Here is a 23,831-nt window from a genome sequence, read left to right on the forward strand (position 1 = left end):
AGATAATAAAGTTGAATTTATTATTGTCAAAAAGAGTTAAGTTATAATACAATATAGAAACTTTTAGTAATATAAAAATAATAATAATATATCATCGAGATAGAAGTGATTAACAAAAGAGGTGGGCAAATGAATAAGCAACTATTCACATTATATTTTAATATTTTTCTTATCTTTTTAGGTATTGGCTTAGTTGTCCCAGTATTACCAGTATATCTTGAGGATTTAGGATTAAAAGGTAGCGATTTAGGTCTGCTTGTAGCAGCGTTTGCCTTATCGCAAATGATTATTTCGCCTTTTGGAGGTACTCTCGCAGATAAATTAGGAAAAAAATTAATTATATGCTTAGGATTAGTATGTTTTTCAGCATCAGAGTTTATGTTTGCTGTCGGACATAGTTTTTCAATCCTTATACTATCAAGAATTATTGGTGGCATGAGTGCAGGAATGGTCATGCCTGGTGTAACAGGATTAATTGCAGATATATCTCCAGCAGATAAAAAGGCTAAAAATTTTGGTTATATGTCAGCAATTATTAATTCAGGATTTATCTTAGGACCAGGCATCGGTGGATTCATGGCAGAGGTCTCTCATCGCTTGCCTTTCTATTTCGCAGGAGCATTAGGCGTAATTGCATTTATCATGTCAGTAATCTTAATTACAAATCCTAAAAAAGCTACAACAACAGGATTTCAACGTATTGAACCACAGTTGTTAACTAAAATAAATTGGAAAGTGTTCATTACACCTGTTATTTTAACTTTAGTATTGGCTTTTGGCTTATCGGCATTTGAGACACTATTTTCACTTTATACTTCATATAAAGCTGATTATTCACCTAAAGATATATCTATTGCCATTACAGGTGGTGGTGTATTTGGTGCATTATTCCAAATTTACTTCTTTGATAAGTTTATGAAATATTTATCAGAATTAAACTTTATTGCCTGGTCATTATTATATTCAGCCATTGTACTTGGTTTATTAGTTATCGCTCATAGTTATTGGTCAATTATGATAATTAGTTTTATTGTCTTTATTGGTTTCGATATGATTAGACCAGCCATTACGAACTATTTTTCTAATATAGCAGGTGATCGACAAGGTTTCGCTGGAGGATTAAACTCGACGTTTACCAGTATGGGAAACTTCATTGGGCCTCTGATTGCTGGTGCCTTATTTGATGTTCATATAGAAGCACCATTATATATGGCTATCGGTGTATCATTAGCGGGTATTGTTATTGTATTAATAGAAAAAAGACATCGTATGAGCATGAAAAAACAACAAAATAATTAATAATATAGAGGTTATATAAAAAAGAAGTAGTTATATTAAAATGAATATATTTAAAGTTAATTACTTATCAGTCATGTTTGTGATGTAACATATTAAAAAAAATAAATTTCAAACAGTTATAGTCAGTCATAGCGAGGGGACGAAATAATTTATTTCTGTTCTCTCTCTTTGTATTCAACAGTAAATTTTAATCAAGACAATTAAGACAAGTTGATAAAATTTTGTAACAAATAAATATAATTAGTAATAATAACATTACAAATATTACATTCATTTTAAATTGTAATCCACATATCTTTTTAATAGTAAAACTATGTTAAGATAGAGAAAATTAATTAAGAAATGTGGGTAAGGGGATGACTTTTAAAAATATTTTTTTAAGTATAGTAGCAGTGCTATTAACGATATGTTTAATTATGTTACTTTTTCTAGCAACTAACCAAGATGCCTTAGCAAAAGTACATCAAACAATTAATACATTTTCAAAATTTAATGCGTTATCCCATTCAACTGGGAAAGAAAATTTTAATTTATTCGACATGAAAACTGCTAAAGCTTCAGAAATTGATAAAACTAATAAACAACATAATAAAGTGGATATAATGGATAATAATAAAGAATTCGCAGAGCAAGAATGCCATGTTATTGCGACGAATTATGTGAAGAGGCATGTTAATGATACATTTTATTTGAAGGATGTTAAATATACTGACAAGGCATCTAATTATATCTATTCAAATGGGAATAAAGCAGACAATAAAGCAATTAAAGTAACGCATCAGGGCATATTACAAAGTAAATAGTGTATAAAAAGGTTGATAAGTTTAAATTACTTATTGGCCTTTTTAGTTCTATCAAGCGAAGTGTTTATTAAATATTGTTAGTAGTGCTAAAATAATGATGACTTAATAACTAGTGGAGGTGATAAAATGGCGAAGCATAAAAAGACAAATGCAATGCGTATGTTAGATAGAGCCAAAATCAATTATCAAGTTAACACGTTTGAAGTACCTGAACACCATATTAGCGGTGAAGAAATTGCTAAACTTGTCAATGCCAATGAAACTGAAGTGTATAAAACACTTGTATTAGAAAATCAAGAACATGACCATTTTGTCTTTGTAATACCAGTTAATAAAAACTTAGATATGAAAGAAGCGGCTCATGTAGTCAATGAAAAGAAATTACATTTAATGCCATTAGACGATTTAAAAGCTGTGACAGGATATGTGCGCGGTGGGTGTTCACCAATTGGAATGAAACATTTATTCCCAACTGTATTGGATAAATCGATTGAAAACATAGATAAAGTAAATGTTAGTGGTGGACAAAGAGGTATGCAAATCATTATAGGTGTTAATGATTTAATTCAAATTACTAATGCGACAGTAGCAAATGTTATTCATGAATAGTAGATATTTTGTATGTTATTAGATTTAATTGGAAAGTGTAGGATGAAAATCTTACACTTTTTTATTTTGGTTATAAGACAGAAAAATATTGGTATAGTTCGATCAAAATGACACTGAATATGATTATAGTTTGCAAATGTACATCATTATAGACTGCAATTGATTAATAGCTGCATATAAAAATAGAAAATATCTATTGATTTATAATTGAAATTTAATTTTAAAAGTGCAATTGTTATTTGATCATTGTAAAATTACTGTCACATTTTGATTGTTTTTGATAGTTTTTGGTAACTTTTGATTGATTTGTGAAAGCGTAAACACTATAATACAGAGTGAGATGAGGTGATGATGATAATAACTGAAAAAAGACACGACTTAATCCTAGAACAATTAGGTCAAAAAGACTTTTTAACGCTACAAGAACTCATTGATAGAACAGGATGTAGTGCTTCTACAATCAGAAGAGATTTATCTAAACTTCAAGAACAAGGTAAATTGCAACGAGTTCATGGTGGAGCAATGCTAACATCAAATAGAATGGTTGAAGCAAATTTGACAGATAAAATGGCTACTAATTTAGAAGAAAAAGAAAGCATAGCTAAAATTGCAGCTCAACAAGTTAAAGACAATGATTGTATTTTTATTGATGCCGGTTCTACAACCTTAGAGATGATTAAACATATCAAAGCAAAAAATGTCATTGCAGTTACTAATGGCTTAACCCATGTACAGGTTTTATTACAACAAGGTATTAAAACATTAATGTTAGGCGGTCAAATTAAAGACAACACTTTAGCAACAGTTGGTTCTAGTGCAGTAGAAACGTTACGACGATATCGTTTTGATAAAGCATTTTTAGGAATGAATGGTTTAGATATGAGCTTTGGTTTAACAACACCTGATGAACAAGAGGCATTAGTGAAACAAACTGCGATTCAATTAGCAAATCAATCATTTATATTAATTGACCATTCAAAGTTTAATAAAGTATTTTTTGCACGTGTCTCTATTAATGATCAGACAGTAATCATCACTTCAGATAAAGCATTGAACAACAAAGACTCAGCAGAGTTTCTTCATAAATACAGTTTTATAGGAGGTTCATATGATCTACACAGTAACGTTTAATCCTTCTATTGATTACATCATGTTTACTGATGATTTTAAAATTGATGGATTAAACAGAGCGAAACAGACTTATAAATTCGCAGGTGGTAAAGGGATTAACGTTTCTCGCGTATTGAAAACTTTAGATGTAGATTCTACTGTTTTAGGTTTTGCTGGTGGTTTTCCTGGGAAATTTATTTCTCAAACACTAATTAACAGTAATATTCAAGCACAATTCATTGAAGTGGATGAAGATACTCGTATTAACGTTAAATTAAAAACAGGACAAGAAACAGAAATTAACGCACCGGGACCTAATGTTACTACAAAACAATTTGAAGATTTACTAAATCAGATTAGCAATACAACTGAAGCGGATGTAGTCATTGTAGCCGGAAGTGTGCCTTCAAGTATTCCTAGTGATGCATATGCGCAAATTGCAAAAATTACGCAACAAACTGGTGCACAATTGGTAGTTGATGCAGAAAAAGAATTAGTAGAAACTGTATTGCCATATCAACCATTGTTTATCAAGCCTAATAAAGATGAATTAGAAGTTATGTTTAACACCACAATCACGAGCGATTTTGATGTTGTTAAATATGGTCGACAAATTTTACAACAGGGTGCAAAATCTGTCATCGTTTCATTAGGTGGAGATGGTGCTATTTATATTGATAGTAAGCAAAGTATCAAAGCTGTTAATCCAAAAGGTAACGTTATTAATACAGTAGGTTCTGGTGATAGCACTGTAGCAGGAATGGTTGCTGGGTTATCACAAGGTTTATCTATTGAACAAGCGTTTCAACAAGCAGTTGCATGTGGAACTGCTACCGCATTTAATGATGACTTAGCCACAAGAGATGATATAGAAAAAATAAAATCTCAAGTTACAATTTCTGTACTTGATGGGGAGTGAACTCAATGAGAATTACTGAATTACTGACAAAAGACACAATTGCGATGGATTTAACTGCCACAGATAAAAACGGTGTCATTGATGAATTAGTTAATCAATTAGATAAAGCAGGTAAACTTAGTGATGTAAAAGTATTTAAAGAAGCTATTCATAACCGTGAATCTCAAAGTACAACTGGTATTGGTGAGGGCATTGCGATTCCTCACGCTAAAGTTGCTGCGGTTAAATCTCCAGCAATCGCATTTGGTAAATCAAAACAAGGTGTAGATTATCAAAGTTTAGATATGCAACCAGCACATTTATTCTTTATGATTGCAGCTCCAGAAGGTGGCGCTCAAACACATTTAGATGCACTAGCAAAATTATCAGGTATTTTAATGGATGAAAATGTCCGTCATAAATTATTAAATGCAACGACACCTGAAGAAGTATTACAAATTATAGATGCTGCTGATGATGAAGCTACTAAAGAAGAAGAGCAAGAGCAACAAGCTACAGCTGTTGATACACAGAATAATGAAGTGAAAGATTCTAGCGAACCTTATGTACTAGCTGTTACAGCATGTCCTACTGGTATTGCTCATACTTATATGGCTAGAGATGCTTTGAAAAAACAAGCTGAAAAAATGGGCGTAAAAATTAAAGTAGAAACAAATGGTTCTGGTGGTATAAAAAATCATTTAACAGAACAAGACATAGAACGTGCAACAGGTATTATTGTTGCAGCAGATGTTCATGTTAATACTGATCGTTTTGATGGTAAAAACGTTGTTGAAGTACCTGTAGCAGACGGTATTAAACGTCCAGAAGAATTAATCAATATGGCTTTAGATACAAGTCGTAAACCATTTGTAGCTCGTGATGGTAATCATAAAGCTGCTTCAGATAACAATAACGAAAAATTAAGTCCAGGAAAAGCATTTTATAAGCACTTGATGAATGGTGTTTCTAATATGTTACCGCTTGTAATCTCAGGTGGTATTATTATGGCAATAGTATTCTTATTCGGTGCTAACTCATTTGATCCAAAGAGTTCTGAGTATAATGCCTTTGCAGAACAATTGTGGAACATTGGTAATAAGAGTGCCTTTGCATTAATTATTCCTATCTTAGCTGGATTCATTGCGCGTAGTATTGCTGATAAACCAGGATTTGCAGCTGGTCTTGTTGGTGGTATGTTAGCAATTTCTGGTGGTTCAGGATTTATTGGTGGTATTATCGCAGGTTTCTTAGCAGGTTATTTAACTCAAGGTGTTAAAGCATTAGTTCGTAACTTACCTCAATCATTAGAAGGATTGAAACCTACGCTTATCTATCCTTTACTGACAGTTTCAGCAACTGGATTACTAATGGTGTATGTCTTTAATCCACCAGCTTCATGGCTCAATCATTTATTATTAAATGGCTTAAATAGTTTATCAGGTTCAAATATTATGTTATTAGGTTTAGTTATTGGTGCTATGATGGCGATTGATATGGGTGGTCCATTCAATAAAGCAGCATATGTTTTTGCGACAGCAGCCTTAACTGAAGGAAATGCTGCACCAATAACAGCAGCTATGGTCGGAGGTATGATTCCGCCATTAGCCATTGCAACAGCAATGTTAATATTCAAACGTAAATTTACTAAAGAACAACGAGGATCTATTATTCCAAACTATGTAATGGGCTTATCATTTATTACAGAAGGTGCTATTCCATTTGCAGCAGCTGACCCATTACGTGTCATTCCATCAATGATGGTTGGTTCAGGTGTTGGTGGAGCAATTGCGTTAGGTTTAGGTTCAAGAATTGCAGCACCTCATGGTGGTATCTTTGTAATTGTAGGAACTGACTTCTCACACATTTTACAAACATTATTGGCATTAGTAGTTGGAACGGTTGTTTCAGCGTTAATGTATGGTATTTTAAAACCAAAAGTAACACAGACTGAAATTGAAGCATCTGAAGCAATGGATGAGTAATTAAGATATAACGGAAGTTGAGACTTAAGCGTTTCAACTTCTGTTTTTTATTTTGCCCTTAGGATTTATATTGGTTTACTTTGGTAGGTTATTAAATTTAGTAGATATAAATAGAGTTCTCTATGTATTAGTATAATTTGGGATAGAACCATAAATATTAGCAATAGACTAATTATCGCATCTTTCAATTGATTTTGATCTCGCTATGAGATGTTGTTATAACTATAGAACGAATGGTATCAAAGTCAAATTGACTGATATAAAACAGTTACAGTTTAGATAATAAATTGTTAGATTATCCACTTTTTATAGTATATTAATATGAGAATAATTAAACATATAGTAAAATAATGACTGACTTTAAGGAAAAATTGAGTAAAGAAGGTTATAACGTGTCACAAACAATCATTTATAATGGTAATGTTTATACAGAACATGGGAAAATTGAACAAGGTTATATACATATTTGTGATGGCAAAATTAAGAAAGTTGGGGAAGGGGATTTTGTTCAACAACTTGATGTTAATGAACGTCAGCATGTCGAAATGATCGATGCCAAAGGTCATCATATATTACCTGGTTTTATAGATATTCATATTCATGGTGGTTATGGTGAAGACGCCATGGATGCATCATTTGAAGGTTTGCAACATTTATCACAGTCATTGCTATCAGAAGGTACAACGTCATTCTTAGCAACAACTATGACACAATCAACTGATAACATTACAAAAGCTTTAAGTAATATTGCTAATTATAGTCAACAACAAAGTAATGATGACTGCGCAGAAATCATCGGTGTACATTTAGAAGGACCGTTTATTTCTGAACATAAAGTAGGTGCACAACATCCACAATTTGTTCAGCGACCTTCTAGTGAGAAAATTCGCAACTTCCAACAAACTGCTAATGGTTTAATAAAAATTATTACCTTTGCTCCGGAAGTAGAAGGTGCATTGCAGACATTAAATGATTTGAAAGATGAATTTATTTTTTCAATCGGTCATACAATTGCAACTTTTGATCAAACAAATGAAGCGGCCATGAATGGTGCGAAACATATTACCCATTTATACAATGCTGCGTCACCATTCCTCCATAGAGAGCCAGGGGTGTTTGGTGCAGCGTGGTTAAATGAACAGCTTAATACAGAATTAATTGTAGATGGCATACATGCTCATCCAGCAGCTGTAAAAATTGCTTATCGATTAAAAGGCAATAAACATTTTTATTTAATCACTGATGCTATGCGTGCAAAAGGTATGCCTGATGGAGATTATGATCTTGGTGGACAAAATGTTATTGTTAAGGATAATGAAGCTAGATTAGCTGATGGAACATTAGCGGGAAGTATATTAACAATGAATCAAGGTTTGCACAATTTACTTAACTATACCGAAACTTCTATAGAAGAGTTATGGCGTGTAACGAGTTTAAATCAGGCTATTGCTTTAAATTTTGATGATAGTAAAGGGAGTATTAAAGAAAATAAAGATGCTGATTTAGTTATCGTAAATGATCACATCGATGTTTTAACCACCATAAAAAATGGTAAAAAGCATAACTATAAGCCTTATTAAATAATATATTGAAATATAAAAGGTATATCATTTATTTACAAAAGCATAAAATATTGTGCTAAAATAGAAGCAATACATTTTTTTTCGGAGGTGTCGCAATGGGAAGGCCATAGCATGTAATCTTATCAGCAACTACGTAGATAATAAAGAATACGTGTTACCCATCAGTGACACACATTATATGGAGGTGAATCCCTAGATATAGGGAACAAACTTGGAGACTTCGACCATAATTAGTTTGATTATATTTATTTTATTAATTGCATTAACTACTGTCTTTGTAGGATCAGAATTTGCATTAGTAAAAATTAGAGCAACAAGGATAGAGCAATTAGCAGATGAAGGTAATAAGCCAGCTAAAATTGTTAAAGCAATGATTGCAAACTTAGATTATTATCTTTCAGCATGTCAATTAGGTATCACAGTAACATCTTTAGGTTTAGGTTGGTTAGGAGAACCGACTTTTAATAAACTTTTACGTCCTTTATTTGAAGCAATGCATTTACCTAGTGCATTAATTACAACAATTTCATTTGCTGTAGCATTTATTATTGTGACGTATTTACATGTAGTTTTAGGTGAATTAGCACCTAAATCATTAGCTATTCAACATACAGAACGCATTGCCTTATTATATGCACGTCCATTATTTTATTTTGGTAATATTATGAAACCATTAATTTGGTTAATGAATGGTTCGGCTCGTGTTATTATAAGAATGTTTGGTGTTGATCCAGATGCTCAAAATGACGCTATGTCAGAAGAAGAAATTAAAATTATTATTAATAATAGTTATAATGGTGGAGAAATTAACCAAACAGAATTGGCATATATGCAAAATATCTTTTCATTTGATGAAAGGCATGCCAAAGATATCATGGTGCCTAGAACACAAATGGTAACGCTAAATGAACCATTCAATGTAGATGAATTACTTGAAACAATTAAAGAACATCAGTTTACACGTTATCCAATTTCTGATGATGGTGATAAAGACCATATTAAAGGTTTTATTAATGTTAAAGAATTTTTAACTGAGTATGCTTCTGGGAAACCTATTAAAATTGCAAACTATATTCATGAATTGCCTATGATTTCTGAAACTACACGTATCAGTGATGCATTAATTAGAATGCAACGTGAACATGTACATATTAGTTTAATTATTGATGAATATGGTGGTACAGCTGGTATTTTAACAATGGAAGATATCCTAGAAGAAATTGTTGGTGAAATTCGTGATGAATTTGATGATGATGAAGTCAATGATATCGTTAAGATTGATGATAAAACATTCCAAATTAATGGCAGAGTGTTGTTAGATGATTTAACTGATGACTTTGGCATTGAATTTGAAGACTCAGATGATATTGATACGATTGGTGGCTGGTTACAGTCACGTAATACGAATCTACAAAAAGATGATTTTGTTAACACAACCTATGATCGTTGGGTAGTATCTGAAATTGATAATCATCAAATTGTTTGGGTAATCTTAAATTATGAATTTAATGCAACAAGACCGACGATTGGTGAAGATGATGAAGTAGACGAAAAATCTGAATAAGAGTAAAATGCACAGCTTGAGATTGATGAAATCTTAAGCTGTTTTTATTGTGCGCCCGGCATGGGTAATTACTAGACGGTGAAAGTCCGTTACAGGCTTGGTAGTAGGAACTGTTAGCGAAAGACAAGGGTGTCCATTGTGAAATGGAATCTGAAGGAAGTCGGACGCAAACACTCGCACTGACGAACAGAAATATCATACAAGGCTATGTGGAATGGATGAATCTGCAATACAAGATAAAGTCCGATACTACCCGAGTTCTATATAGTAAATGATGCAGTGGAATGAGTGGAAAGTGGTTACTCTTACCCGGGGAGGTCTCATCAGCGATAAAAAAATCGTAGTAATAACGAATGATGAGAAGTCAGCAGAGGTCATAGTAGGTAGAAATACTGAAGGACTGAACAATATTCATACAAAGTAAAGAATGGAGGTTAGAGATTTACAACGTACAGAATACAATTAATGATTGGCAACTCATAGAAAGATAAGTAGTGGAACGAAAAAGGATATATGAGTGCGTACAGTAAATCTTAGGTGAAATGAAAGAAATGTATCGTGAGTCTCCATCTATGATGGAGCTTGTTGTAAGAGAGAATAATATACAAAAAGCAATTAAGAAAGTGAAGAAAAACAACGGTGCACCTGGCATCGATGGCATGCGAGTAAGTGAATTAACATCACATTTCGCAAAATACTTTCCACAAATTAAACAAAAACTGCTTGATGGCACGTATAAGCCACAAGCAGTAAGAAAGGTTGAAATACCTAAATCAAATGGGAAAAAGCGCGTGCTTGGAATCCCTGTCGCAAGAGACAGAGTTATCCAACAAGCCATTAAACAAGTCATTGAACCTAGTATCGACCGTACTTTCTCAAAACACAGTCATGGCTTTAGACCGAATCGTAGTACAGGAACTGCACTTAAAGAATGTGCAACATACTATGAAGAAGGTTACTTAGTTGCAGTTGATTGTGATTTAAAACAGTGCTTTGATATGTTGAACCATGATAAATTAATGTATCTATTTGAACGACATGTTCAAGATAAAGCCATTTCTAAATTTATTCGTAGAAGCCTACAGGTTGGTGCAATCGACCTCAATGGTAATTATCGAAGTAGAGAAATAGGTGCACCGCAAGGTGGTGTTATTTCCCCGTTACTTTGTAATATTTATCTTCACGAATTAGATAATGAATTGGAGAAACGTGGTCATCGCTTTGTTCGTTATGCAGATGACTTCGTCATCTTTGTACGTACAAAACGAGCGGGTCAACGTGTCATGGAAAGTGTGACAAAGTTTATCGAAAAAGACCTTAAACTTATTGTAAATAGTGAAAAGAGCAAGGTAGGTTCTATCACACGTTTAAAGTTCTTGAGTTGTCTAATGACCAAAGTAAATGGCACTTATCGTTTCAGACCGACTATGGAAGCAAGAAGAAATTTAAAACGCACCTTAAGACGTCTAACGAAACGAAATAGACCAGGTACCTTTAAAGAGATTATATCAGAAATTAATCAAGTAACACGAGGGTGGATAAATTACTTTGGTAAAGGATTTATTACAGGTTTTGTAACGAAGTTACAATCATGGTTAAACCGACGCATTAGACAACTAATCCTCAAAAGATGGAAAAGAATAAAAACCAAATATAAGATGTTACGTAAGTATGGACTTGACCATAAGAGTGCAATGAAAATTGCCAATTCAAGAAAGAAATACTGGCGCTTATCATCAACGCATGAAGTTCATCGTGCACTTACAACAAAACGTCTCTACAAGTGGGGGTTAGAACCATTAACCCAACTCGCAGAGACGGCTTACGCAAGATATTGAACCGCCGAGTACGGAACCGTACGCTCGGTGGTGTGAGAGGACGGATAATCAAATAATGGTTATCCTCCTACTCGATTTTGTTTGTAACAAATGCGTTGATGCTAAATGTGAGGAATTTTCTAATTGCATATATTTTATAAATTGATATATATTTTTGTACTTTTAATTGAGTTAGTAGATGTTTTTGGGGTATGTTATGTATAAGTATATTTTTATGAATGGAGCGAATATAAATGATAAATGACAGCCAAATTTTGAATAATGGCTATCCAATGCCATCAGTTGGTTTAGGTGTTTATAAAATAGATGACGATGAGATGGAAAAAGTAGTCACAACAGCACTAGATGCTGGATATCGTGCCTTTGATACCGCTTATTTTTATGGCAATGAACAATCATTAGGCCGTGCGTTATCGCAAAGTGATATTGCACGTGAAGATTTATTTATCACAACTAAATTATGGAATGATTATCAAGGATATGACAAGACGTTTGAATACTTTAATAAATCACTAGAACATTTAGGTACAGATTATTTAGATCTATTTTTAATTCATTGGCCTTGTGAAGCTGACGGTTTATTTATAGAAAGTTATCAAGCGATGGAAGAACTTTACGAGCAAGGTAAGATTAAAGCGATTGGTGTGTGCAATTTTAAACAACATCATTTAGAAAAATTAATGGCCCATACTAACATTAAGCCCATGATTAATCAAATTGAATTACATCCATATTTTAATCAACAAGATGTACAAGATTTTTGCGATAACCATGACATTAAAGTAACAGCATGGATGCCATTAATGAGAAATAGAGGATTACTAGAAGATCCTGTTATAGTTAAATTAGCTGAAAAATATCAAAAAACGCCTGCTCAAATAGTATTACGCTGGCATTTAGCGCATAATAGAATTATTATTCCTAAATCTAAAACACCTGAACGAATTCGTGAAAACTATAATTTGTTTGATTTTAATTTAGAAATAACTGAAGTAGCTGAAATAGATAGTTTAAATAAAAATGCACGACAAGGTAAAGACCCAGATGAAGTTAAAATTGGTGATTTAAAATAATCATAAACAAATAATTATTTGTATAAGTTGAAGTGGACTAATAAAAATGAAGTACTTATTGTTATAGAGCATTAATAAAATATCACTTAATTCTAAGTAATTAGGTGAGAAGGATGGACACAAATGGAGATAAGGGTCATCATACCTTGTTATAATGAACAAGAAGTTTTAGCAGCAACATATAAGAAACTGACAACAATCATGACTAAAGACAGTGAATTACAAAATTATCATTATAATTTATTATTTATTGATGATGGAAGTAAGGATATGACGATTGATCAGATACAAGAGATAGCTGCAAAAGATAAGCATGTCAATTATATTTCGTTTAGTCGTAATTTTGGTAAAGAAGCAGCTATGATAGCAGGTTTTCAACATAGTCAAAATTATGATGCCGTTGTTATGATTGATTGTGATTTACAGCATCCACCAGAATATATACCAGAAATGATAACAGGCTTTAAAGAAGGTTATGATCAAGTTATTGCCAAAAGAAATCGTGATGGTGAAAATTTGAGTCGCAAAATGATGACTAGAGCTTATTACAAATTAGTTAATAATTTTGTTGAAGAAGTACAATTTGCCGATGGTGTTGGTGATTTTAGATTATTAAGTCAAAGAGCTGTCAAAGCTATTGCGTCATTAGATGAATACAATCGTTTTTCAAAAGGTTTATTTGAATGGATTGGTTATAATACTAAAGTTTTTACGTATCAAAATATTGAAAGACAACAAGGGGAATCAAAGTGGTCTTTTGCGAAACTGTTAAATTATGGTATTGATGGATTAATTTCTTTTAATAATAAACCTTTACGAGTGATGATATATCTAGGATTATTTATTTTTTCAATTAGTATTTTATATATCATTTATCTATTTATTAATATTTTAATATCTGGCATAAATATTCCTGGTTATTTCACAACTATAGCAGCTATTTTACTACTGGGTGGTATACAACTCATTTCAATAGGGATTGTTGGAGAATATATAGGTAGAATTTATTATGAAGTTAAGCGTCGACCAAAATATATTATCCAGACGACCGATTTAACACAACCTGATGTGCGATACTATGATGAAAAATAATAGTTATGTAAACCCTACAAAGATGACTTACTTGTCTTTGTAGGGAATTTTTGTGATTAAGAAAGATATAGATAAGACGCTATTGACACTTTTTATAATAATGAATGTTGATAATATTTGACTTATTACAATTTTTAGTATATTGAAATACAATAATTCATATTTAATATAACTTCAAAAAATATATTGTGTTAAAATATAATTATAAAAAATAAAAGGATGGTCATGCATGAAAATTAAACATTTATTAGTAGCTGGAGTTAGTGCATCAATTATATTAACGGGTTGTAATGATAAAGATAGTAAAACAACTAATAATCATGAAGAACATAAAGATAATAAGGAGAATAAGACAAGTAATATACATAAGAATGACAAAGAAAATAGCGACATAAGTGAAAATAGCGAGATAAATGAAAATAGCGAGATAAATAATAATCAAAATAATCATGTTGAGACACAAGCTGAGGCGAATCAACGTTTACAAGAAGAAAGTAGATCAGAGCATAATGGCTTAACTAATTCAGAATATGCTATTCAAAGTATGAAGAATAAAGAATATCAAGATTATTTAAACGCAAAGCAGGCGCAGTATAATTTAACGCATATGTCACCAGAGGAAAAAGCTAAAGGTGCTGGTGGCGGTGGTGCAGGTTGGAATTATGCTGATGAAAATGAAAGCTTTGAGCAATGGAAAGCTAGAAGTGATGTACAAAAAGCTAATGCAGGTTATACAGAGTAACAAGCATAAAAGATTGAATCATAAATGAGGTTGGGACAAAAAGCATTTTACACTTAAAATTAAGTATTTGGCAGTAACTGTCTGGTTTGTAAAATGCTAATATATCAACATTTTACAAACCTAGTCAGTCTTGCCGGGGTGGGCCTACGAAATAATTTGTTTTGAAATAATTATTTCTGTCCCCCTCCCATTTTATTATTTGATTTTCAACTATGCATGTGCAATTTTTTTAAACTAACAATCATAGTAGTGCCTTTATCAATATCACTGTTGACTGTAATTTGCGCATGGATTTGTTGAGCTAATTCCTGTGCAATATAAAGTCCTAATCCTGAACCTCCAGTTTCAATATTACGAGAATTTTCAACTCTAAAAGTACGTTCAAATATGCGATGTTGAAGTTCAGGTAATATACCAATCCCTTCATCTTTAATAGCAATATCTATCGTATGTAATTCTTTATTGTCTTTAATAGAGATGTCAATGCGACTACCAATACTAGAAAACTTAATGGCATTATCTAGTAAATTAGTTAATATACGCTCAAGAGGAATCCTATATTGATAAAATGCATCTACTTTGCTACAGAAATTGACTTCTAACGTGCGATTTTCTTGTCTTATACGTTGCTCATAAGGCTGTAAAATTGATACTAATAATTGGTCTAATTGGAGTAATTCTGTGGGATAAGTCTTACCAGTATTTAAAGTAATGATATGTGTCATTGCATCAAACAATGAGGATAAACGATTAGCTTGTTTAATTAAAATATCATATGACTCTTTGATTTCGTCATCTTTAGAAATGATACCATCTCTTAACCCTTCTGAATATGAAATAATACTTGCTAAAGGTGTTTTTAAATCATGAGCTAAATTTTGAATTAACTCATTTTTTTCTTGCTGTTCAGATTTAATTTGATTCATTTGTTGCGTAATTTCATCGGCCATTTTGTTAAAAGACTGATTTAATTCATAAATTTCTTTTGGTGAAGTGAAATCGTGATCATTAGTTATGACATTGCCATTAGCAAACTGCTTAGTTTTAATATTAAAATGCTTTATCTTTTGAATTAAAGGATTTATAAAAACACTGCATATTAATAAAGTTAGGCAACTTGTAATAATGGTTGTTAATGTTAAAGTGACAGTCATATGACCATTGAACCACATTAATTTATAAGCAATTGCTAAAATAATTGTTGTTAGTAATACAGTGCTAATAACACTAATTACAATTTGACTTCTTATTGATAACATACTAACTGCTCCTTTCAAATTTGTATCCAAGTCCCCAAACAGTAGTTATCGTATAAGAAGTAAATGATTCTTTCTCTAATTCTTCTCTAATTCTATGAATATGCACATTTACAGTATTGGCATCTTCATAAAAATCATATCCCCAAACTTTCTCAAGTAATTCAGATTTAGAAATGACTTGATTTTCTCTTGATGCTAAGTACCAAATTAATTCAAATTCCTTAATACGCATTGTCAAATCATGACCATTAATTGTTATAACTTTGCTTAAATTACAGAGAGAAAGTTCATCAAAGTTTAATTGATCGATAGGGTGATGTTGGTACTTTTTAATACGATTTAATAAATTATTGGTACGTAGAACGAGTTCTCTAGGGCTGAATGGTTTCTTAATATAATCATCAGCCCCTAAAGTTAAAGCATAAATAGTATCATGTTCTTGAGTTTTGGCAGTTAAGTAAATAAAAGGTATATCTAATTGTTGTTGTTTCATTTCTTTAACAATATCATAGCCATTAATTTCGGGCATCATAATATCTAGTATCATAATGTCTATGTCATGCGATAATAATGATATAGCTTCATGTCCGTTCGTTGTTGTTGTAACTTGATAACCTTCATATTCAAAATATGTTTGGCATATATCAACAATATCCTGTTCATCATCTACGAGAAGGATGTGCGTCATGTTTGTTTTCACCTCTATTTTTAAAGGACTTAATATAATGAATAACGGATTGGAGTGAAAGTTGTCTCAATGTATTTTGATGCATTAATAATATAATAAATAAAGCAAGTTGAAGAGGATAAGTAAAAATCATATCTGCTAAAATATAATTTAGCATAACAAAGGCACCAAAGAAACTAGCAGCATAAGAAAGTACACCGAATAGTAATCCTAATCCAATAGCTAATTCCCCTAAAGGTATAACTAAATCAAATAATGAAGTGGATTGGGCAACGACATGTTCAAAGAACCATTTATACCATACTGGGGAATCAGTATTATCTTTGATAACAGGTACAAGTCCTTTTAAAGTAAAGTTACCAGTTAATTTTTCAAAACCTTGTTGTAACATAATTATTCCTGAAACTAGACGTACGATAAAGATTAAAATAAGTTGTAATGTTTTCATGATGTTCACACACTTTCTATTTATAATGTTGTTAGTTAACTTAAATTGTTAGATGTAAGTTAAGGTGTCTAATCAATGCAGTAATCAGACACCTTAATAACTGTATATATTATTTTAATTTAGCTCCACCGAAAATAACATGTGCTTTTTTACAGTAAATCGTAACTTCGTTGTATTTATTCAAATCAACATGTTTTAAGTCGAAAGTTTGAGTTTTTTTATCATAATCTACAGTTGAAATTTCTTTACCATTTTTAATATCTCCATTTTTAGTCAAATAGACATGTAAGTCTGGACCTTTTGAAGATTTGTAATCTGTTAACATTAATTTACCATCTTTAATTTCAGCTTTTCCTTCAACTTTTTCTCCATTTTTAGATGAGAAAGTACCCGTTAAATGTTTTGATGTATCTGTTTTGATATTTGTATCTTCATTTTTAGTTTTGTTGTCAGAATGATTGTCATTATTTGAATTACCACATGCTGATAAAGATAATACGGTTGCAATTGCTCCTGCTGCAAAGAAATATTTAGTATTCATATTAAGTTCCTCATTTCTAAATTTTTTTATAAGTTAATTTTAAAATGAAGGTGTTTCAGATACCATTAACTATTTCTTAATTACAATTAAATGAAGTTAAAATTTAGCAATAATCTTGTAATAAAATGAATGTTAAATGGTGTTGATTATTAAATGAACAATAAAAAAAGGTTCTCTAACAAATTGGACTGATACATAATTATTTTTAAGCCTCGCTATGCCCAACTTGCATTGCATGAAAAAACTGGATAACCAGTTTTTCTGTGTTGGGTCCCTTCCTAGGGTGCTGTCTCAGCCTCCCCAACTTGCATTGTCCGTTGAAACTAAATGATTAGTTTCTTTTTGTTGGGGCCCCGGTCTTCGACTAGCACTGTTGCCCAACTTGCATTTCTTGTAGAAACTGTTTCACAGTTTCTCTGTGTTGGGTCCCTACCTCAGGAGTCTCGGCTTCAAAATGATTTATATTTTAATTTATTCACTTTTTATATATCAGTCCTAAAAAATAGAGAACATTATTAAATGAACAATAAAAAACAACGATCATCATTAATAATGAAGTCGTTGTTTACTAGTGTACTAATTGAAGTTAAATATTTTTTGCCAAAAAAGAAATAACATGAAAATCATATAAATAATTAAATATAAATACCAATATGGTGTTAGTATCATCATAACAATAAAAGATATATTAATGATGACCAAGCCAATAGTTAGAAAGCGATATTGTTTCTTGTTTGATTGGTTATATTCATTGTGGAATGTTGCTACAAATAAAAATATACAACCGATTAAGAAGATGGTTGGTGCTAAAAATGGAACAGACATATAAATTGATTGTGTACTTGAATAATCAGTAACACGTTGCGTTAAACTGACAACAACAGTTAATATGATGGCAATAAATTTTTGTTCACTTATTAGTGCACGAGATATTTTATTATCTATATAGATTTGTAACAATGTCCAAATAATAAACATGCTAATAGTAGTTAAAGTAATAAAATTAAATTTATCTAATATAAATGTATTTATTATTGTATTAATAGTTATTGCAAGTAGCATAGCACTTAAAGATAAATGTTTCAGTCGATGTCGATATATATCTAAACCAGTTATAAGTATGACGACAGCGATATTAATTAAAATATATGAGATCATGTCTAACTCCTATTCGTTATACTTTGATAAATAATTATATCAATATATATCTATTTATTCATTATATAAGACTTATAATGAAGTAGTACTACGAAATAATTTGTTTTAAATCAAATATTTCTGTTCCATTCGCAATTTAAACAGATACTACCATTGATATCATCTTATTAAGTATAGAATGCTTTTTGTCTTAGTATCTGAGTTAAACACCTTTCATATTACTCCACAATAATGTATGTAGTTGTGGTAATACATAAACATCATTCATATCATTGCTATCGATGACCATATCAACTAATTGTTCATATCTGTGTAATAATTTAGCTGTATGGTTTTCAACGTTATCAGCTAAATAGGGATTACCTACTTGAAGATAAAAAGGAATGTCTGGATAACGATGATGAATCATTTTGGCAAAATCAAAGTCATTATCATCAAAAATAACAACTTTTAGATTTAATGATGACTTGACACATTGTGAAATAACTTCGTCTAATTTTGCTAAATCTGGTGTCATTGAAGAACTTGGAGGTTTAGGGCTAATCGTTAAATCATCAATCTGTGTCATCCATGGTTGAAATTTACTACCTTGCGTTTCAAGAGCAGAAACAATACCTTTGGCGTCAAATAAATCGACCAATTCTTGTATACCTTTAATTAAAGCGGGGTTGCCGTCAGAAATAGTTACATGGTTAAATCTATCTCCACCAACTTTGACTAATTGATCATATATTTCTTCAGCAGTCATCAATTGAATATCATCTTTTGCACTGCCATCCCATGTAAATGCTGAATCGCACCAACTACAACGATAATCACAACCTGCAGTTCTGACAAACATGGTTTTACGCCCAATAACACGACCTTCACCTTGAATTGTTGGTCCGAATATTTCTAATACTGGAACTTTAGCCATGGTATTGTTTACGCTCCTTTGGTCTAAATACAACGTAACTTGTTGGTGTTTCACGTAAATATACTTGAACACATTGTGGGTGATTGTCTCTAGTATTTAATTCTTCTTGTACGATACTATATATTTTTTGTGCTACTACTTCAGTAGAAGGTGTCTGACCTTCAAAGGCAGGTAATTGATTTAATAAATCATGGTCAAATTGATCATGAATTAATTTTTTTAAATAACTAAAATTAACTAAAAAACCATTATGATCTAATTCATCACCAGCAATAGTCAAGTTTACAAAATAAGTATGTCCATGAGTACGCATACATTTGCCAGCATCTTGACTAGGAATAAAATGAGCAGCAGAAAAATTAAAATCTTTATTAAGTTCAAATTGAAAAGGGTGATCAGTACTTGGATAAATTTGTTGTAGCATAATTATTTAGCTCCTTTTCTTTCTAGATATTGTGTTAAACCACGTTGACGTAACTGACATGATGGGCATTTACCACAACCATCACCAATAACACCGTTATAACAAGTAATCGTGTTGTTACGAATATAATCTAAGACACCTAATTCATCACTAAGTTCCCATGTAGCAGCTTTGTCTAGCCACATAAGAGGTGTATGGATGACAAAGTCCCTGTCCATAGCAAGACTTAAAGTAACATTCATAGATTTAATAAAGTTATCACGACAATCTGGGTAACCAGAAAAATCTGTTTCACACACACCGGTAATGATATGTTTGGCATCAATTTGATAAGCTAACGCTCCAGCGAAAGATAAGAATAATAAGTTGCGGGCAGGGACAAAAGTATTAGGGATACCATCTTCATTATTACTGATTTCCATATCATGATTAGTTAAAGCATTAGGTGTAAGTTGAGACAATAATGACATATCTAAAACATGGTGTTTTAAACATTGTTCTTCAGCTATTTGTTTGGCAACTTCAATTTCGCTATCGTGTCTTTGTCCATAATTAAACGTTACGAGTTCGACATCTTTAAAATGTTTTTTAGCATAAAATAAGCAAGTTGTACTATCTTGACCGCCACTAAATACTACGAGTGCTTTTTCATTTTGCAATACGCTTTCTGTCATAGTTATCGCTCCTATAAATTTTAGAATAAATTATAATATCAAAGTTTGTTTTCGTTAAAATGTCTTTTAGTACAATAAAAAAAGCCTATCTCCATAAAAGATAGACGAAAGAAATGGTTTACTTCTATAATATAAATAATAGTAGTACCAACAAAAGTTTTTAATTTCAATGTCTAGTTTTTTATAGAGGGTTTCAGCTAGGAACCTCTGAATATTATTTTAGTTACGTTGATTAGAATAAACTATCTATCTATGAAAATCAAGGTTGCTTAATGATGATATTAAGTATTACTAATTAAAATGGTAATAAATAATGAACAAAGTGGGAGTTTAAAATGATTATAGTTATAGATAACAATGATTCATTTACATATAATTTAATAGACTATTTTGCTACTCAAACTAAAGAAAATATTGAAGTCATATCAATTAATGAACTATCACTATCTTATCTACAACATCATATACCAAGTGCTATTGTTATTTCACCTGGACCGGGTAAGCCAGAAGATTATCCTATTTTGTATGATGTATTATCAATGTTTGCTAATGATATCCCAATTCTAGGTGTCTGTTTAGGGTTTCAAATTTTATATACATATTTTGGTGGAGATGTTATATGTAATAATTATCCTGTGCATGGTGAAACAACAGCTATTCAACATAATAATCATGGATTATTTCAAGGGTTACCACAAGACTTTAATGCTATGAGATATCATTCATTAATGGCTGATATTGAAACATTGCCTCCAGATATCATTGTTACAGCCCGAAATAAAGATAATGTGATTATGGGAATTGCTCATAATTATTTACCATTATATGGTTTGCAATATCACCCAGAGTCCATTCTTAGTGAATTTGGACATGAACAGATTAAATTGTTTTTGCAGGAGGTAGAGCACGCTGATGACGATAATATTTAATTACCGCTATTATATTAATGAAGACGACTATGAAACTTATCATTTAACATGTCATGAATATGTTAATAAATGTGTTGCTCAATCATTGGCATCGGTTGCAGAAGTTGTAAACTTTGCTGAACAGCAACAACGACTTGGAAGATATGTTGCAATGTATCTTAGTTATGAAGCGGCTCAACATTTTAATGCCAATATGGCCACATATAATTTACAGCAGGATGAAGTATATGCTGTAGCCTATAGCTTTGACAAAGTGGAATGGCAACCAAGTGATAATAGCCATAAAGTCATACGTAAGCCTAAACATCAATTTGCTTTTGAAACGTCACAATTAACTATGATGAATAATATTAAGCAGATTCAACAAGCTATTGTTGAAGGAAATACTTATCAAGTTAATTATACGACGAGATTAGTTGATCGTATCATTTATCCAATCTCTGAATTGTATTATAATTTAACACAAGAAAGTAACGGTAATTATACAGTACTAATGGACACTGATGAAGTTAAAGTTGCTTCCATTTCTCCGGAGTTATTTTTTCAAAAAGGAGACTTTAAAAGTCAAAGCAACATGATAGTAAGTAAACCAATGAAAGGTACTATGCCAAGAGGAAAAACAGCTCAAGAAGATGAAAAGAACTATAAAACATTGGCAAATTCAACGAAGGATCAAGCAGAGAATGTCATGATTGTTGATTTATTACGTAACGATATTTCTAGAATTGCTAAACAAGGAACTATTGCAGTATATAAATTATTTTTTATAGAACAGTATAAGACAGTTTTTCAAATGACTTCGATGGTGTGTGGCCAACTTTTTAACAATCAACAATTACATCATATTTTGACTGCGCTATTTCCATGCGGTTCGATTACAGGTGCACCTAAATTAAATACGATGAAATACATTCGCTCATTAGAAACTTCCGTGAGATCGATATACTGTGGGACAATAGGATTATTATTACCTACACGAGATGCGAGGATGATTTTCAATATTCCAATTCGCACGATTGAGTATCGCAATAATCAAGCTATATACGGTGTTGGTGCAGGTATCACAATAAATTCTGTAGCCGAGGATGAAGTGCAAGAATTTTATGATAAAACGAAGCTTTTGGAGATGTTATAATGCAATTATTTGAAACAATGAAAATAGACCATGGGGATATTCCAAGATTGGAATATCATACACAACGTATACAACAGTCAAGTCAGCAATTAGGCTTTACATTTAATCTTGAAGATTGGAACAATTTGATATCATTATTAAAAGTAAACTATGTACAAGGAATTTATCGTTTAAAAATTTCATTGAATAGACAAGGTGAGTTTGATTATATAGCTGCACCGGTAGCATATAAGGAAATGTTTACAGCTCAATTTGAAAAGGCAAGTCAGCATGTACCAAGGGAAATTGTTACAAACAAGACAACTAATAGAAAGCATTTAGCACATATGCATATGACAGATTTAATATTACTATATGATAATAAAGGGAAAATATTAGAATTTGATATTGGTAATATAGTTATAGAAGAGAATGGTATGTGGTATACACCAATCTATGAAGAAGACTTTTTAAAAGGATGTATGCGACAACAATTAATCGATAATGAACAAGTACAAGAGAAAAATTACTTCAAAAACGATTTAATTAAAAAAATAAAAAGTGACACAGTTCGCATATATCTTATTAATAGCTTAAGAGAGGTTGCCGAGGTCAGTATTAACATTTAAAATTAATATTAAATATCTAACTAGTAGAGTATGAGACAAAAAAGATTCAATAAGAAAATTTTGCGATTGGCAGTACCTGTCTGTATTATGAAATGTTGATAAATCAACATTTTATAATGTTAGTCAGTCTTGCCAGAGTGGGATCACGAAATGACTTGTTTAGGAACAATTATTTCTGTCCTACTCCCATGGGAGTATATTATGACAATATTGTTTATGTTATTAATTATTATAATGACATATTTTAGTCGACGAATGGTTAATCATTTGATGGATCAACAACATATATATCAAGCACGAATTGTAGCTACAATAGTTACTATAGTTTGTTGTGTCTTTGTTTATTTATTAATTCAAGCGATGATGCCATATATGATAAAAATTATGGATTTATTTTATCATTCATAACTATTGATAATTAGCGCTAAGTATCAAGACAATAGCAAATATATGTA

24 protein-coding genes are annotated in these 23,831 nt (G+C 31.5%); 16 read left to right on the top strand and 8 right to left on the bottom strand.

The window, feature by feature from the left end; translation table 11 throughout:
* Positions 1 to 129: 129 nt before the first annotated feature.
* From norA to J3R86_RS03050, 12 genes are all read left to right on the top strand, one after another.
* Positions 130 to 1,299, top strand: a complete 1,170-nt coding sequence (norA, locus tag J3R86_RS02995) for a multidrug efflux MFS transporter NorA (protein WP_207517998.1) — start codon at positions 130 to 132, stop codon at positions 1,297 to 1,299.
* A gap of 356 nt (positions 1,300 to 1,655) precedes the next feature.
* A complete protein-coding gene (locus J3R86_RS03000; RefSeq protein WP_207517999.1) occupies positions 1,656 to 2,102 on the top strand; it encodes a hypothetical protein in 447 nt (148 codons plus the stop codon).
* Between the two features lie 126 nt (positions 2,103 to 2,228).
* The gene (ybaK, locus tag J3R86_RS03005; protein ID WP_207518000.1) at positions 2,229 to 2,711 is read left to right on the top strand and encodes a Cys-tRNA(Pro) deacylase; all 483 of its coding nucleotides are present in this window, start codon (positions 2,229 to 2,231) and stop codon (positions 2,709 to 2,711) included.
* A 348-nt stretch (positions 2,712 to 3,059) separates the two neighbouring features.
* Complete coding sequence (locus J3R86_RS03010; protein ID WP_207518001.1) at positions 3,060 to 3,842, top strand: DeoR/GlpR family DNA-binding transcription regulator; 783 nt, start codon at positions 3,060 to 3,062, stop codon at positions 3,840 to 3,842.
* Positions 3,820 to 4,740, top strand: coding sequence for a 1-phosphofructokinase (gene pfkB, locus J3R86_RS03015; RefSeq protein ID WP_207518002.1), 921 nt, complete (start codon positions 3,820 to 3,822; stop codon positions 4,738 to 4,740). The genes J3R86_RS03010 and pfkB overlap by 23 nt, the downstream gene beginning before the upstream one ends.
* A gap of 5 nt (positions 4,741 to 4,745) precedes the next feature.
* Positions 4,746 to 6,704 (top strand): PTS fructose transporter subunit IIABC, encoded by a 1,959-nt coding sequence (locus J3R86_RS03020; RefSeq protein WP_207518003.1) that lies wholly within the window; start codon positions 4,746 to 4,748, stop codon positions 6,702 to 6,704.
* A 392-nt stretch (positions 6,705 to 7,096) separates the two neighbouring features.
* Positions 7,097 to 8,284 carry an N-acetylglucosamine-6-phosphate deacetylase gene (gene nagA / locus J3R86_RS03025; protein ID WP_207518502.1) on the top strand — a complete coding sequence of 396 codons (1,188 nt, stop codon included), beginning with the start codon at positions 7,097 to 7,099 and terminating at the stop codon, positions 8,282 to 8,284.
* A gap of 214 nt (positions 8,285 to 8,498) precedes the next feature.
* Positions 8,499 to 9,851 (top strand): hemolysin family protein, encoded by a 1,353-nt coding sequence (locus J3R86_RS03030; protein WP_207518004.1) that lies wholly within the window; start codon positions 8,499 to 8,501, stop codon positions 9,849 to 9,851.
* Positions 9,852 to 10,402: 551 nt separating this feature from the next.
* Positions 10,403 to 11,689: a group II intron reverse transcriptase/maturase gene (gene ltrA / locus J3R86_RS03035; protein ID WP_207518488.1), complete on the top strand. Its 1,287-nt coding sequence runs from the start codon at positions 10,403 to 10,405 to the stop codon at positions 11,687 to 11,689.
* A gap of 233 nt (positions 11,690 to 11,922) precedes the next feature.
* On the top strand, positions 11,923 to 12,762 hold the full coding sequence (locus tag J3R86_RS03040; RefSeq protein ID WP_207518005.1) for an aldo/keto reductase: 840 nt from the start codon (positions 11,923 to 11,925) through the stop codon (positions 12,760 to 12,762).
* A gap of 123 nt (positions 12,763 to 12,885) precedes the next feature.
* Positions 12,886 to 13,854 carry a glycosyltransferase family 2 protein gene (locus J3R86_RS03045; RefSeq protein WP_207518006.1) on the top strand — a complete coding sequence of 323 codons (969 nt, stop codon included), beginning with the start codon at positions 12,886 to 12,888 and terminating at the stop codon, positions 13,852 to 13,854.
* A 229-nt stretch (positions 13,855 to 14,083) separates the two neighbouring features.
* Positions 14,084 to 14,596, top strand: coding sequence for a hypothetical protein (locus J3R86_RS03050; RefSeq protein WP_207518007.1), 513 nt, complete (start codon positions 14,084 to 14,086; stop codon positions 14,594 to 14,596).
* A gap of 206 nt (positions 14,597 to 14,802) precedes the next feature.
* Here J3R86_RS03050 and J3R86_RS03055 read toward each other — a convergent pair whose 3' ends face one another.
* The 8 genes from J3R86_RS03055 to queC all read right to left on the bottom strand — a co-directional run bounded on the left by J3R86_RS03055 (position 14,803) and on the right by queC (position 20,704).
* Positions 14,803 to 15,855, bottom strand: a complete 1,053-nt coding sequence (locus J3R86_RS03055) for a two-component system sensor histidine kinase SaeS (RefSeq protein WP_207518008.1) — start codon at positions 15,853 to 15,855, stop codon at positions 14,803 to 14,805.
* A gap of 1 nt (position 15,856) precedes the next feature.
* Positions 15,857 to 16,543: a response regulator transcription factor SaeR gene (saeR, locus tag J3R86_RS03060; protein WP_207518009.1), complete on the bottom strand. Its 687-nt coding sequence runs from the start codon at positions 16,541 to 16,543 to the stop codon at positions 15,857 to 15,859.
* Complete coding sequence (locus J3R86_RS03065) at positions 16,518 to 16,991, bottom strand: DoxX family protein (RefSeq protein ID WP_207518010.1); 474 nt, start codon at positions 16,989 to 16,991, stop codon at positions 16,518 to 16,520. The genes saeR and J3R86_RS03065 overlap by 26 nt, the downstream gene beginning before the upstream one ends.
* Positions 16,992 to 17,100: 109 nt before the next feature.
* Positions 17,101 to 17,532, bottom strand: a complete 432-nt coding sequence (locus J3R86_RS03070) for a DM13 domain-containing protein (protein ID WP_207518011.1) — start codon at positions 17,530 to 17,532, stop codon at positions 17,101 to 17,103.
* A 576-nt stretch (positions 17,533 to 18,108) separates the two neighbouring features.
* Positions 18,109 to 18,690 carry a hypothetical protein gene (locus J3R86_RS03075; protein WP_207518012.1) on the bottom strand — a complete coding sequence of 194 codons (582 nt, stop codon included), beginning with the start codon at positions 18,688 to 18,690 and terminating at the stop codon, positions 18,109 to 18,111.
* Positions 18,691 to 18,892: 202 nt separating this feature from the next.
* Complete coding sequence (gene queE / locus J3R86_RS03080; RefSeq protein ID WP_207518013.1) at positions 18,893 to 19,606, bottom strand: 7-carboxy-7-deazaguanine synthase QueE; 714 nt, start codon at positions 19,604 to 19,606, stop codon at positions 18,893 to 18,895.
* Positions 19,599 to 20,030, bottom strand: coding sequence for a 6-carboxytetrahydropterin synthase QueD (gene queD, locus J3R86_RS03085; RefSeq protein ID WP_207518014.1), 432 nt, complete (start codon positions 20,028 to 20,030; stop codon positions 19,599 to 19,601). The genes queE and queD overlap by 8 nt, the downstream gene beginning before the upstream one ends.
* A gap of 2 nt (positions 20,031 to 20,032) precedes the next feature.
* Positions 20,033 to 20,704 (bottom strand): 7-cyano-7-deazaguanine synthase QueC, encoded by a 672-nt coding sequence (gene queC, locus J3R86_RS03090; protein WP_207518015.1) that lies wholly within the window; start codon positions 20,702 to 20,704, stop codon positions 20,033 to 20,035.
* A 335-nt stretch (positions 20,705 to 21,039) separates the two neighbouring features.
* Between queC and J3R86_RS03095 the strand changes: the two genes are divergently transcribed.
* The 4 genes from J3R86_RS03095 (at position 21,040) to J3R86_RS03110 (ending at position 23,784) form a co-directional block, all read left to right on the top strand.
* Complete coding sequence (locus J3R86_RS03095) at positions 21,040 to 21,633, top strand: anthranilate synthase component II (RefSeq protein ID WP_207518016.1); 594 nt, start codon at positions 21,040 to 21,042, stop codon at positions 21,631 to 21,633.
* Positions 21,617 to 22,768 (top strand): chorismate-binding protein, encoded by a 1,152-nt coding sequence (locus J3R86_RS03100; RefSeq protein WP_207518017.1) that lies wholly within the window; start codon positions 21,617 to 21,619, stop codon positions 22,766 to 22,768. Before J3R86_RS03095 ends, J3R86_RS03100 begins: the two co-directional genes overlap by 17 nt.
* Complete coding sequence (locus tag J3R86_RS03105; protein ID WP_207518018.1) at positions 22,768 to 23,376, top strand: aminotransferase class IV; 609 nt, start codon at positions 22,768 to 22,770, stop codon at positions 23,374 to 23,376. Before J3R86_RS03100 ends, J3R86_RS03105 begins: the two co-directional genes overlap by 1 nt.
* 234 nt (positions 23,377 to 23,610) lie before the next feature.
* Complete coding sequence (locus tag J3R86_RS03110) at positions 23,611 to 23,784, top strand: hypothetical protein (protein ID WP_242685743.1); 174 nt, start codon at positions 23,611 to 23,613, stop codon at positions 23,782 to 23,784.
* Positions 23,785 to 23,831 lie beyond the last annotated feature (47 nt).

This window comes from Staphylococcus simiae (assembly GCF_017357005.1).
GTDB classification, from domain to species: Bacteria; Bacillota; Bacilli; order Staphylococcales; family Staphylococcaceae; genus Staphylococcus; species Staphylococcus simiae_A.